Origin of the sequence: Ancylobacter crimeensis (assembly GCF_023016805.1) — a bacterium.
Lineage (GTDB): Bacteria > Pseudomonadota > Alphaproteobacteria > Rhizobiales > Xanthobacteraceae > Ancylobacter > Ancylobacter crimeensis.
The window spans coordinates 26,755-39,023 of the sequence record NZ_JALKCH010000015.1; the positions used below are offsets into that span (position 1 = coordinate 26,755).

14 protein-coding genes are annotated in these 12,269 nt (G+C 68.2%); 11 read left to right on the top strand and 3 right to left on the bottom strand.

What is annotated here, in order from left to right; translation table 11 throughout:
• Positions 1 to 8 precede the first annotated feature (8 nt).
• From MWN34_RS18135 to MWN34_RS18150, 4 genes are all read left to right on the top strand, one after another.
• The gene (locus tag MWN34_RS18135; RefSeq protein WP_247030788.1) at positions 9 to 722 is read left to right on the top strand and encodes an ABC transporter ATP-binding protein; all 714 of its coding nucleotides are present in this window, start codon (positions 9 to 11) and stop codon (positions 720 to 722) included.
• A 109-nt stretch (positions 723 to 831) separates the two neighbouring features.
• Positions 832 to 1,179 (top strand): DUF6867 family protein, encoded by a 348-nt coding sequence (locus MWN34_RS18140; protein ID WP_247030789.1) that lies wholly within the window; start codon positions 832 to 834, stop codon positions 1,177 to 1,179.
• A 123-nt stretch (positions 1,180 to 1,302) separates the two neighbouring features.
• Positions 1,303 to 2,403 carry a branched-chain amino acid ABC transporter substrate-binding protein gene (locus tag MWN34_RS18145; protein WP_247030724.1) on the top strand — a complete coding sequence of 367 codons (1,101 nt, stop codon included), beginning with the start codon at positions 1,303 to 1,305 and terminating at the stop codon, positions 2,401 to 2,403.
• Between the two features lie 273 nt (positions 2,404 to 2,676).
• Positions 2,677 to 3,168, top strand: coding sequence for a GNAT family N-acetyltransferase (locus MWN34_RS18150; protein WP_247030725.1), 492 nt, complete (start codon positions 2,677 to 2,679; stop codon positions 3,166 to 3,168).
• 21 nt (positions 3,169 to 3,189) lie between these two features.
• Here the strand turns inward: MWN34_RS18150 and MWN34_RS18155 are convergent, their stop codons facing one another.
• Positions 3,190 to 3,921, bottom strand: a complete 732-nt coding sequence (locus MWN34_RS18155) for a cytochrome c biogenesis CcdA family protein (RefSeq protein WP_247030726.1) — start codon at positions 3,919 to 3,921, stop codon at positions 3,190 to 3,192.
• A 116-nt stretch (positions 3,922 to 4,037) separates the two neighbouring features.
• Here MWN34_RS18155 and MWN34_RS18160 point away from each other — a divergent pair, with 116 nt between their 5' ends.
• The 4 genes from MWN34_RS18160 to purB all read left to right on the top strand — a co-directional run bounded on the left by MWN34_RS18160 (position 4,038) and on the right by purB (position 8,876).
• Positions 4,038 to 5,051, top strand: coding sequence for a P1 family peptidase (locus MWN34_RS18160; RefSeq protein ID WP_247030790.1), 1,014 nt, complete (start codon positions 4,038 to 4,040; stop codon positions 5,049 to 5,051).
• A 10-nt stretch (positions 5,052 to 5,061) separates the two neighbouring features.
• Entirely contained in the window at positions 5,062 to 6,750 is a 1,689-nt protein-coding gene (lhpI, locus tag MWN34_RS18165; protein ID WP_247030727.1) for a cis-3-hydroxy-L-proline dehydratase, read from the top strand.
• Between the two features lie 51 nt (positions 6,751 to 6,801).
• Positions 6,802 to 7,485, top strand: a complete 684-nt coding sequence (rpe, locus tag MWN34_RS18170; RefSeq protein ID WP_247030728.1) for a ribulose-phosphate 3-epimerase — start codon at positions 6,802 to 6,804, stop codon at positions 7,483 to 7,485.
• A gap of 83 nt (positions 7,486 to 7,568) precedes the next feature.
• A complete protein-coding gene (gene purB / locus MWN34_RS18175) occupies positions 7,569 to 8,876 on the top strand; it encodes an adenylosuccinate lyase (RefSeq protein ID WP_247030729.1) in 1,308 nt (435 codons plus the stop codon).
• A gap of 65 nt (positions 8,877 to 8,941) precedes the next feature.
• On the opposite strand, the gene MWN34_RS18180 is transcribed toward purB, so the two are convergent.
• Together MWN34_RS18180 and MWN34_RS18185 are read right to left on the bottom strand one after the other, a co-directional pair.
• Entirely contained in the window at positions 8,942 to 9,559 is a 618-nt protein-coding gene (locus MWN34_RS18180; RefSeq protein ID WP_247030730.1) for an SH3 domain-containing protein, read from the bottom strand.
• A gap of 170 nt (positions 9,560 to 9,729) precedes the next feature.
• On the bottom strand, positions 9,730 to 10,053 hold the full coding sequence (locus MWN34_RS18185) for a DUF1476 domain-containing protein (protein WP_247030731.1): 324 nt from the start codon (positions 10,051 to 10,053) through the stop codon (positions 9,730 to 9,732).
• A 321-nt stretch (positions 10,054 to 10,374) separates the two neighbouring features.
• Here MWN34_RS18185 and purC point away from each other — a divergent pair, with 321 nt between their 5' ends.
• The 3 genes from purC to purQ all read left to right on the top strand — a co-directional run bounded on the left by purC (position 10,375) and on the right by purQ (position 12,239).
• A complete protein-coding gene (gene purC / locus MWN34_RS18190) occupies positions 10,375 to 11,184 on the top strand; it encodes a phosphoribosylaminoimidazolesuccinocarboxamide synthase (RefSeq protein WP_247030732.1) in 810 nt (269 codons plus the stop codon).
• A 106-nt stretch (positions 11,185 to 11,290) separates the two neighbouring features.
• Positions 11,291 to 11,533 (top strand): phosphoribosylformylglycinamidine synthase subunit PurS, encoded by a 243-nt coding sequence (purS, locus tag MWN34_RS18195; protein ID WP_247030733.1) that lies wholly within the window; start codon positions 11,291 to 11,293, stop codon positions 11,531 to 11,533.
• Between the two features lie 7 nt (positions 11,534 to 11,540).
• Positions 11,541 to 12,239 carry a phosphoribosylformylglycinamidine synthase subunit PurQ gene (purQ, locus tag MWN34_RS18200; RefSeq protein ID WP_247030734.1) on the top strand — a complete coding sequence of 233 codons (699 nt, stop codon included), beginning with the start codon at positions 11,541 to 11,543 and terminating at the stop codon, positions 12,237 to 12,239.
• The last annotated feature ends 30 nt before the right edge of the window (positions 12,240 to 12,269 follow it).

The window sequence follows — 12,269 nt, forward strand, 5'->3', positions numbered from 1 at the left end:
CATCCGCCATGCTGTCGGTTCGAGGCGTCAAGACCTTCTACGGAAACATCATGGCCCTCAAGGGCGTCGACGTCGACGTTCACAAGGGCGAGATCGTCACCCTGATCGGCTCCAACGGCGCCGGCAAATCGACCCTGATGATGACCATTTTCGGTCAACCCCGGGCCCGCGAGGGAGCGATCCTGTTCGAGGGGCGGGACATCACGAAGATGCCCACCCACGAGATCGCGCAGCTCAAGATCGCCCAGTCGCCGGAGGGTCGCCGCATCTTCCCGCGCATGACGGTGTTCGAGAACCTGCAGATGGGCGCCTCGATCGACGGCTTCGCCCATTTCGACGGCGATCTGGAGCGGGTGTTCGCCATGTTCCCGCGGCTCAAGGAGCGCATCAACCAGCGCGGCGGCACGCTGTCGGGCGGCGAGCAGCAGATGCTCGCCATCGGCCGCGCGCTGATGAGCCGGCCGCGCCTGCTGATGCTGGACGAGCCCTCGCTCGGCCTCGCCCCGCTGATCGTGCGCCAGATCTTCGACGCGATCCGCGAACTGAACCGCACCGAGGGCCTCACCGTGTTCCTGGTGGAGCAGAACGCCTTCCACGCGCTCAAGCTCGCCCATCGCGGCTATGTGATGGTCAACGGCGTCGTCACCATGTCGGGTGAAGGACGCGAACTGCTGGAACGGCCCGAGGTGCGGGCCGCCTATCTCGAAGGCGGGAGGCACTGACATGGCCACCAAGGGCTCCGGCACCATCATCGCCCAGGGTTCGAACACCAGTCTGGCGGTCGTGCTGCCCGCGCTGGTGATTCTCGCCGTCCTCGCCCTCGCCGTGCTGATGCCGGCGCTGGTGACGAATTCGCGCGGCGACTTCCTGCTGGTCACCGTCGTTCTCGGCGGCGGTGCGGCCTGGCTCTCCGGCCGGGCGATCGCCTCCACCTGGCGGCCCTACCGGCAGGTGCTGCTCTATGGCGTGCTCCTTGGCTGCGTGGTGCGGTTCTTCCACTACGCGCTGTTCCAGGGCACGCTGCTCTCGCTCTCCCACTTCATCTGCGACACCGCCTTCGTGCTCGCGCTCGCCACGCTCGGATTCCGGGCGGAGCGAGCGAAGCAGATGGCGACCCGTTATGGGTGGCTCTATCGCCAATCGGGCCGGTTCGGGTGGCTTTCGGGCGGCCGCAACTGAGCCTTTTGTTCAAGAAGGTTTGCAATCGACTCCGGCACGAAATCGAGCATGATGCGGGCAGCCGACCTGAACATGCGCCGGGTTCGACTGTAGAACGACCTCAACTACCACAGGGGAAATTTAATGAAGAAGATTCTGTTTGCCGGCATTGCGCTGGGTGCCATGATGGCGCTGGCGATGCCGGCCTCCGCCCAGGTGAAAGTCGGCGTGGGCGGCCCGATCACCGGTGCGAACGCCACCTTCGGCGCGCAGCTCAAGAACGGCGCCGAGCAGTGGGCCGCCGACGTAAACGCGGCCGGCGGCCTGCAGGGCCAGAAGGTCGAAGTCTTCGTCGGTGACGACGCCTCCAAGCCCGAGCAGGGCGTTTCGGTGGCGAACAAGTTCATCGCCGACGGCGTGAAATACGTGCTCGGCCACTTCAACTCGGGCGTCTCGATCCCGGCCTCGGAGCAGTATTCCGAAGCTGGCGTGCTGATGATCTCCCCGGCCTCCACCAACCCGAAGCTGACCGAGCGCGGCCTGCCTGAGGTGTTCCGCACCTGCGGCCGCGACGACCAGCAGGGCGCGGTCGCCGGCGAATACATCATCAAGAACTTCAAGGACAAGAAGATCGCGATCGTCCACGACAAGACCCCCTACGGCAAGGGTCTCGCCGACGAGACGCAGAAGGCGATGAACGCCGGTGGCGTCAAGGAAGTGATCTACGAAGGCATCAATCCGGGTGAGAAGGACTACTCGGCCCTCGTCTCCAAGCTCAAGGCGGCGAATGTCGACATCCTCTACTATGGCGGCCTGCACACCGAAGCCGGCCTGCTGGTGCGCCAGATGCGCGACCAGGGCATGAAGACCGTGCTCTTCTCCGGCGACGGCATCACCGACAAGGAATTCTGGACCATCGCCGGTCCGGGCGCCGCCGGCACCCTGATGACCTTCGGTCCCGATCCGCGGAAGAGCCCGACGGCGTCCAAGGTGGTGGAAGAGTTCAAGGCGAAGGGCATCGACCCCGAAGGTTACGTGCTCTACACCTATGCCGCCGGTCAGGTGCTGCAGCAGGCTGCCGACGCGACCAAGTCGCTCGATCCCAAGAAGATCGCCGATTACATCCACTCCGGCAAGGCGTTCGACACCGTCCTCGGCAAGCTGACCTTCGACAAGAAGGGCGACCGCACCACCCTCGACTACGTCATGTATGTCTGGAAGGACGGCGGCTACACCGAGATGTGAGCCGGCGCTCGCGCTCGCGCATTCCGCTGAACCTTTGGAAGACCGCCGGGGCACCCGTCCCGGCGGTCTTTCTTTTGCAGCCGTCGGCCGACCACGCGCAGCGGGAAACATTGCCGGCAACCCATTCGCACATCGGCTGCCCCCATACGCCGCCATTCCCCTTGCGCAAGATCGCGTGCGGGGACAAAAGCTGGAGAACGGCCTGCGTCTTCTCATGACCTCGCCCCTGCCCTTTCCCGCCTCCGTGCCCCTTTCCATGGAATGACGACGACGATGCGCCTCGAGACAGCCCGGCCCGAAGACGCCGAAGCCATTCTCAAGGTCCACCGCGCCGCGATCCGCGGCACCGCGGCTGCCTTCTATCCGCCGGACATCGTGGAAGCCTGGGCGCCGCTGCCGGTGCGGGGCGACCATGTCGACGCCCTCGCCCATCGCATCGAGATCGGGGAGGAGGAGGCGATCGTCGCCCGGCTGCGCGGGCGCAGCCTCGCCGGCTTCGGATCCTTCGTGCCGGGAAACCGCGAACTGCGCGCGGTCTACGTGCTGCCGGAATGCGGACGGCAGGGCATCGGTGCCGCCATCCTCGCGGCGCTGGAGCAGCGGGCCGTCAAATACGGCCTCACCGAGTTCATTCTCGACGCCTCGCTGAACGCCGAGGCTTTCTACCACCGCCACGGCTATCTCACCGTGCGCAATGGCGAGCACCTGTTGCGCGGCGGGCTGCGCATGGCCTGCATCCGCATGCGCAAGGGGCTGAGCCGATAAGACCCGAGGCGGCCGCCCGCCTCACCCCAGCCGGGAGAGCATCGGAAAGGTTTCCAGCAGCCAGAAGCTCGCCTGCGCGATCCAGCCCGAGAGGAAGCCTATGCCGGTGAGCACCAGCAGCCCACCCATCGCCTTCTCCATCATCGGCAGGAAGCGTCGCGCCCGCGAGAGCACCGCGAGCGCCGGGCGCGCAGTCGCCGCCACCAGCAGGAATGGCACGCCGAGCCCGGCGGAATAGACCGCCAGCAATCCGGCGCCGTGCAGAAGGGTCTGCTCGGAGGCCGCCACCGCGAGGATCGCCGCCAGCACCGGCCCGATGCAGGGGGTCCAGCCGAAGGCGAAGGCGAGGCCCATGACATAGGAGCCGAGCAGCCCCACCGGCGCACCCACCTCCACCCGCTTGGTGCGGGTCAGCCAACCGAAGCGGAAGACGCCAAGAAAATGAAGCCCCATCAGCAGGATGGAGATTCCGGCGACGATCGCCAGCTCCTGCCCATACATGCGCAGATAACCGCCGATGACCGAGGCGCCGGCGCCAAGCGCGACGAACACCGTGGAGAAGCCGGCGACGAACAGAAGCGCCGCCGCCAGCGTGCGCCGGGCGGCGGCATCGGTGGGCGCCTTATGGGTGATCTGGTCGAGGCTGGTACCTGCGAGATAGCACAGATAGGGCGGAACGAGCGGCAGCACGCAGGGCGAAGCGAAACTCGCAAGACCGGCGACGAACGCTGCCGGAATGGTGACGTCAGCCATCGGGTTTCACGGACCTCCACTCGGCACGCCTCCCAAAAGCACGCCGGCAGGTGGAAACGCAATGCGGCGTGCTCGCCCATCGCCCGGATGTGATAGGAGAACGCGGGAGGATGATGATGCGCAATCTCATTACCGATGTCGCCGGCATAAGCGTCGGCAACGCCACCGATCTTTCGCTCGGCTCGGGTGTCACCGCCGTCCTGTTCGACGAGCCGGCCGTCGCCTCGGTCGATGTGCGCGGCGGCGGGCCGGGGACTCGCGAGACCGACCTGCTTGCTCCCGACAGCACGGTCGGCGCCATCCACGCGCTCACGCTGAGCGGCGGCTCGGCCTTCGGCACCGACGCGACGACGGGCGTGATGGCCTGGCTCGCCGAGCAGGGCATTGGCTTTCCGATCGGCACGGCCCGGGTGCCGCTGGTACCGGGTTGCGTGCTGTTCGACCTGCTGAATGGCGGCGACAAGGCCTGGGGCCGCTTCCCGCCCTATCGCGAGCTCGGCTATCAGGCCGCGGCAGGCGCGGGCGCGGACTTCGCGCTCGGCACCGCGGGCGCGGGCACGGGAGCATCCACGGCCATCCTCAAGGGCGGGCTCGGCTCGGCGTCCACCGTCTCCGGTGCCGGCCATGTGGTCGGCGCGATGGTGGCGGTGAACGCGGTCGGCTCGGCGACTGTCGGCGACGGCCCGCATTTCTGGGCAGCGCCGTTCGAGCGGGACGGCGAGTTCGGCGGGCTCGGCCTGCCCTCCCCGTTGCCGGCACCGACCGTGACGCCGCATGTGAAGGGCGTCGATTCCGGCGCCAACACCACCATCGCCGTGGTGGCCACCGATGCGCAGCTCACCAAGGCCCAGTGCAAGCGCCTCGCGGTCATGGCGCATGACGGGCTCGCCCGCGCCATCTGGCCGGTGCACACCCCGCTCGACGGCGACACGGTGTTCGTAGCCGCTACTGGACGGCGCCCGCTGGCCGATCCGGTTCTGGACATGACATGGCTCGGCGTCGCGGCGGTCGATGCGCTGGCGCGGGCCTGCGCGCGGGGCGTCTATGAGGCGACCGCCCTGCCCTTCGCCGACGCCAAGCCGGCGTGGCGCGAACGCTTCGGGCGGAAAGGCGTTGGCTCCAAGGGATGAGAACAGCGTGATGAGCGATCCTGCCGCCCTGTCGATTCTGACCGGCTCCGCCGAGGGGCCGGTGATCGTGCTCACCGAGGCGCTGAGCTTCTGGGGTGGTGTCGATCCTGCGAGCGGCCGCATCATCGACGTGCATCATCCCCAGCACGGAGCCTGCCTGACCGCCGCGGTGGTGCTGCTGCCGACCAGCCGCGGCTCCTGCTCGGGCTCCGGGGTGGTGCTGGAACTGGCGCTGGCCGGAAAGGCTCCGGCCGCGCTGCTGTTCTCGGAAGCCGAGGATGTCGCAACCCTCGGCGCGCTGGTGGCCGGCGAGATGTTCGCGCGTCCCATGCCGGTGCTGCGGCTCAACCGGGCGGCTTTCGCCACGCTCGAAGCCGCCCGCTTCGCGCGGGTGACGCCGGAGGCGATCGAGGCGGGCGAGGTCGCGATCCCGGTCGTCCCGCCGCAGGAGCGCGCGCTCGCCCTCACCGATCGCGACCGCGCCGTGCTGGACGGAGCGGACGGTGCGGGAGCGGCGCAGGCGATGCGCATCCTCGTCGCCATGGCCCGCCAGCAGGGCGCGGCGGCGCTGACGGACGTGACCTGCGCCCATATCGACGGTTGCATCTATGCCGGTCCGGCCAATCTGGTTTTCGCCGAGGCGATGGAAAAGCTCGGCGCTCGGGTTCGCGTGCCCACCACCATGAACGCCATCTCGGTGGATCGCGCGAACTGGCAGGAGCAGGGCGTCGCCCCTGGGTTCGGCGATCCCGCCGCGCGCCTCGCCGATGCCTATGTGCGGATGGGGTGCCGGCCCACCTTCACCTGCGCGCCCTATCTGCTGGAGAACGCCCCGGGCTATGGCGAGCCGATCGGCTGGTCGGAATCCAACGCCGTCATCTTCGCCAACAGCGTGCTTGGCGCGCGCACTGCCAAGCATCCGGATTTCCTCGATCTGTGCATCGCCGTCACCGGGCGTGCGCCGCGGGTCGGCCCTTATGTCGACAGCGAGCGGCAGGCACGCCTCGTCATCGACATCGACGCGCCGGAGGGCGCCGGGGCGGCGCTCTGGCCGCTGGTCGGCTATCTCGCGGGCGAGATCGCGCAGGACCGGATCCCGCTGCTCACCGGTCTGGCGGAGGCCAAACCCGGGCGCGACGATCTCAAGGCGCTGTGCGCCGCCTTCGGCACCACCTCCGCCGCGCCGATGCTGCACATCGAAGGCGTGACGCCGGAGGCCGGCACGGAACGTCCGGCGGAGGTGCCGCGCTTTCGCATCTCCCGCGCCGATCTGGCTTCCGGCTGGCGGCGGCTGAATGACGGGCCGGAGGCAATCGACCTCGTCGCCATCGGCAGCCCGCACGCCTCGCTGGAGGAATGCCGCGCGCTGGCCGCCGCCCTCGCGGACGGGCATGCCCATGCTGAGGTTAGCGCCATCATCACCGCCGGGCGGCAGGTGATCGCGCAGGCCGAGCGCGAGGGCATCCGCGCCCGCCTCTCCGCACGCGGGGTGGCGATGGTGCCGGACCTGTGCTGGTGCTCGATCACCCGGCCCGTTTTCCCCGAGACGGCGCGCACGGTGATGACCGATTCCGGCAAATACGCCCATTACGGCCCCGGCCTTTCGGGCTGCGCGGTGCGGCTCGGCACGCTGGAGGATTGCGTCACCGCCCTCACCGAAGGCCGCGCCCCGCCCCGCCTGCCGGACTGGCTCGCCTGACCCCCGCATGCTAGGCGAGCGGACAGCACCCTCCCGCCGACGGAGCCCCCGATGACCTTCCCGATCGCGATCGCCCCTTCCATCCTCGCCAGCAATTTCGCCCGCTTCGGCGAGGAGACGCAGGCGCTCGACGCCGCCGGCGCGGACTGGATCCATATCGACATCATGGACGGCCATTTCGTGCCGAACATCTCCTTCGGCCCGGATGTGGTGAAGGCGCTGCGCCCGCTTTCGCAGAAGACCTTCGACGTGCACCTGATGATCGCCCCCGCCGATCCCTATCTGGAAGCCTTCGCCAAGGCGGGCGCGGATGTGCTCACCGTCCATGCCGAGGCCGGCCCGCATCTGCACCGTTCGCTGCAGGCGGTGCGCACGCTCGGCAAGAAGGCCGGCGTCGCGCTGAACCCGGCGACCCCGGCAAGCGCCATCGCCCATGTGCTCGACATCGTCGACCTCGTTCTGGTGATGACGGTCAATCCCGGCTTCGGCGGCCAGAGCTTCCTGCATCCCATGCTGGACAAGGTGCGCGAGGTGAAGGCGATGATCGGCGACCGCCCCATCCATATCGAGGTCGATGGCGGCGTGACGGCGCAGAATGCGGGCGCCTGCGCGGCGGCAGGGGCCGATGTCTTCGTCGCCGGCTCGGCGGTGCTGAAGGGTGGCGCCGAGGCCTATGCCGGCAACATCGCCGCCATTCGCGAGGCCGCCGCGCTGGCGCGGGGCGAGCTGGTCTGAGCGTTCCGCGGGGCGCGGCATTTGAAGCGGCGGGGCCGATCTGCTAGAGCGCGCGCGTTGATGCCGACAGGAAAGAGCCGCCCGTGATCCCGCGCTATACCCGTCCCGAAATGGCCGCCATCTGGGAGCCGCAGACCCGCTTCCGCATCTGGTTCGAGATCGAGGCCCACGCCACCGACGCCCTCGCCGAACTCGGCGTGGTGCCGAAGGAGGCTGCCGCGAAGATCTGGGAGAAGGCGAAGGACGCGACCTTCGACGTCGCCCGCATCGACGCCATCGAGGCCGAGGTGAAGCATGACGTCATCGCCTTCCTCACCCATCTCTCCGAGATCGTCGGCCCCGAGGCGCGCTTCGTCCATCAGGGCATGACCTCCTCCGACGTGCTGGACACCTGCCTCTCGGTGCAGCTCGTGCGCGCGGCGGACCTGCTGATCGCCGATACCGACCGGCTGCTGGCGGCGCTGGAGAAGCGGGCCTTCGAGCACAAGCTGACCCCCACCATCGGCCGCTCCCACGGCATCCATGCCGAGCCCACCACCTTTGGGCTGAAGCTGGCGCAGGCCCATGCCGAATTCCAGCGCAACCGCGCCCGCCTCGTCGCCGCGCGCGAGGAGGTGGCGACCTGCGCCATTTCCGGCGCGGTCGGCACCTTCGCGCAGATCGACCCGCGGGTTGAGGAATATGTCGCGCAGAAGATGGGGCTGAAGGTCGAGCCGGTGTCGACGCAGGTGATCCCGCGCGACCGCCATGCCGCCTATTTCGCCGCGCTCGGCGTCGTCGCCTCCTCCATGGAGCGCGTCGCGACCGAGATCCGCCATCTGCAGCGTACGGAAGTTCTGGAGGCCGAGGAGTTCTTTTCCGCCGGCCAGAAGGGCTCTTCCGCGATGCCGCACAAGCGCAACCCGGTGCTCACCGAGAACATCACCGGCCTCGCCCGCCTCGTGCGCGGCATGGTGACCCCGGCGCTGGAGAACGTCGCGCTGTGGCACGAGCGGGACATCTCGCATTCCTCGGTCGAGCGCATGATCGGCCCCGACGCCACCGTGACGCTCGACTTCGCGCTGAACCGGCTGGCCGGCGTGGTCGAGAAGCTGGTGATCTATCCCGAGAACATGCAGAAGAATCTCGACCGGCTCGGCGGACTGGTCCATTCGCAGCGCGTGCTGCTGGCCCTCACCCAGAAGGGCTGCTCGCGCGAGGATGCCTACCGCCTCGTGCAGCGCAACGCGATGCCGGTCTGGCGCGGCGAGGGCGACTTCCGGACCCTGCTCACCGCCGACGCGGACGTGCGGAAATATCTCTCCGAAGAGGAGATCGCCGAGAAGTTCGACCTCGGCTACCACCTCAAGCACGTCGACACGATCTTCCGCCGCGTCTTCGGCCACGCCTGAGCGCCGGCGCGACACGCCCCGCATGTGCAAAGGGCCGGTCTCGCGACCGGCCCTTTTTTATCCCGTCAGCGACCTCTCCATGGACCGGGCCCGAAACCGGGAGCCCCGAGTCCCGGACTGCCCATTCCCGGACCGCCGAAGCCGGGGCCGATGCCCGGTCCGCCGGGGGGCAAGCCGGGCGGGCGCGGGCCGGGACCCGGACCCGGACCCGGACCGGGGCCTGGCGGACGCGGGCCGGGCCCCCAACCGGGACCGCCCGGTGGCCGTGGACCGGGCCCCCAGCCGGGGCCACCGCGCCAGCGCGAACCGGGCCCCCAATAGCCGCCGCCCCAATAGCCCGGGCCCCAGTAATCGCCCCAGTAACCGCCGCCCCAGCCGAACCCCACGACGGGGGGATAGACGACCGGAGGATAGACATAGGGCCGCACGACGATGGGGGCAGGTCCGCCTTGCGCCAGAAAATTGGCGCTGACCCAGCCGGCATTGGTGCGGCACCAGTTGCCCTCGCATTTCAGCACCTCGACGCCGGCACCCGCCGGCAGCGAGTTCACCACCGCATAGCCGGTGCCCGGCCCGGTGCGTACATTCACGTTCGAGGTGACGGTCGCCGGCCACGCAAGCGAGGCGGCGGTGCCCGCCAGCGAGAAGCCGCCGGCCAGCAGGATTGTTCGGAGTGATCTCATCGGACGCTCTCCGCCGACCATGACATCGCACAGACGCTCGCGCCGAGGTCGGCCCCGGCCTATCAGACAACGAGATGGGACATGCGAGGTTTCATTGCCGTCGGGTGCGCATCGAGACCGCGCGACCCGCTGGCCGTCTTCAATCGGCCGAGCGACCGGCCATCGTCCCCTCAGCCGACGCTCTTGATCTGCGCGATCGCCTCGGTGAGCAGCTCTTCCATGGTACGCCGAATGCGATGCTCGGAGATGTCGAGACCCTTGGCGTCGAAATCGGCCTTCAGCTTGCGATAGACGTCCTCGTCGCCGGCCTCTTCGAGATCGGCCTCGATCAGGGAGCGCGCATAGGCCGCAGCCTCGTCGCCGGCAAGGCCGAGCTTTTCAGCCGCCCATATGCCGAGCGCGCGGTTGCGGCGGGCATGCGCCTTGAACCGCACGGTCTCGTCATGCGCGAACTTCGCCTCGAAACCTTCTTCGCGCTTATCGAAACTGCTCATGGAGACCCCCGCTGGGTTACTGTTGGGCAGCTTGATTATCCCGCCGCGATACCCAAATCAACGCCGGCGGCGCCGCAGGGGCCCTTGACGGCAACGCGACGCCGCAAAGGCCCGCGTAGCACCACCCCAGCCCCGGAAGCACGCCAGACATGCACAAGGCGGTCTCGCGCTTCAAGGCATCGCGTTGTATACGGCCCGCCGATCAGCTAGTGTCCGGCGGTGGGCGCTTGTGCAATGCGTCACGAATCGACGTGGCACCTCACGCCGCTCGAACGCTCGGCGCCCCGAGCCGTGGACCAGCAGAACCGGAGCCCCGGCACGATGGATTTCCTCAACCGACGGTACCCACCCATGAGCCGCCGCCGCCGCATTTACGAAGGTAAGGCCAAGGTCCTTTATGAAGGCCCCGAGCCCGGCACTTTGATCCAGCATTTCAAGGATGACGCCACTGCCTTCAACAACAAGAAGCACGACGTCATCGACGGCAAGGGTGTGCTGAACAACCGCATCTCGGAATATGTCTTCCTGAAGCTGAACGAGATCGGCGTCCCCACACACTTCATCAAGCGCCTCAACATGCGCGAGCAGCTCATCCGCGAGGTTGAGATCATTCCGCTCGAGGTGGTGGTGCGCAATGTCGCGGCCGGTTCGCTCTCGACCCGCCTCGGCATCGAGGAAGGCACGGCGCTGCCGCGCTCGATCATCGAGTTCTACTACAAGAACGACCAGCTCAACGACCCGATGGTGTCGGAAGAGCACATCACCGCGTTCGGATGGGCCACCACCCAGGAAATCGACGACATCATCGCGCTCGCGATCCGCGTTAACGATTTCCTCTCCGGCCTCTTCCTTGGCGTCGGCATCCGTCTCGTCGATTTCAAGATGGAATGCGGCCGGCTGTGGGAAAACGACATGATGCGGATCGTGGTCGCTGACGAGATCAGCCCCGATTCGTGCCGGCTGTGGGACATCAAGTCCAACGACAAGCTGGACAAGGACCGCTTCCGCCGCGACATGGGCGGGCTCGTCGAGGCCTATGCCGAGGTCGCCCGCCGTCTCGGCATCATGTCCGAGAACGAGCGCGGCCAGAATACCGGCCCGGTGCTCGTGAAGTCCGAGCCGGACAAGTGATCCGATCGGCTTGAGCCTCCGGCTCGGCCGACCCGAAGTCAGGCGGGGGCCCCTCACCGAGCCCCCGCCTTCCTGTTTTTGGCTAAAGGCGCAGAAGGCGACACTCATGAAGGCGCGTGTCCTTGTCACCCTCAAAACCGCCGTGCTGGACCCGCAGGGCAAGGCCATCGAAGGCGCCCTGCGCTCGCTCGGCGTCCACGGCATCGGCAGCGTTCGGCAGGGCAAGGTGTTCGACATCGAGCTCGACCAGACCGACCAGACGAAGGCCGAGGCCACCCTCAAGGATGCCTGCGAGAAGCTTCTGGCGAACACCGTCATCGAGAGCTACCGCATCGAGTTCGTGAGCTGACGCCGCCATGAAAGCAGCAGTCATCGTCTTTCCCGGCTCCAATCGCGAGGGCGACGTCGCGCGCGCGCTCAAGGCGGTCTCCGGCCACAGCCCGGCCATGGTCTGGCACGCCGAAACCGCGCTGCCGGCCGGCACCGATCTGGTGGTGCTGCCGGGCGGCTTCTCCTATGGCGACTATCTGCGCTGCGGCGCCATCGCCGCCCGCGCCGGCATCATGGATGCGGTGCGCGCCCATGCCGCCCGCGGTGGGCTGGTGCTCGGCATCTGCAACGGCTTCCAGATCCTGTGCGAGAGCGGCCTGCTGCCCGGCGTTCTGGTGCGCAACGCCCGGCTGCGCTTCATCTGCCGCGAGGCGCTGCTGCGGGTCGAGCGGATCGACACGCCCTACACCCGCAAATACGCCAAGGGCGCCGTCATCCGCATTCCCGTCGCCCATGGCGAGGGCAACTACACTGCGGATGCCGAGACCCTGCGGCGGCTGGAGGGCGAGGGCCGGGTGATCTTCCGCTATGTGACGACCGCCGGCCAGCGCGACGACGAGCAGGTGCTGAACGGCGCCGCCAACTCCATCGCCGGCATCGCCTCCGAAAAGCTGAACGTTCTCGGCCTGATGCCGCACCCGGAAAATCACGTGGACCCGCTCGTCGGCCCGACCGACGGACGGCCCCTGTTCGAGAGCCTCGCAGGCGTGCTGGAGCGGGCCTGACCGGCGCTCTGCGCCCCGGCCCCTCCCCGT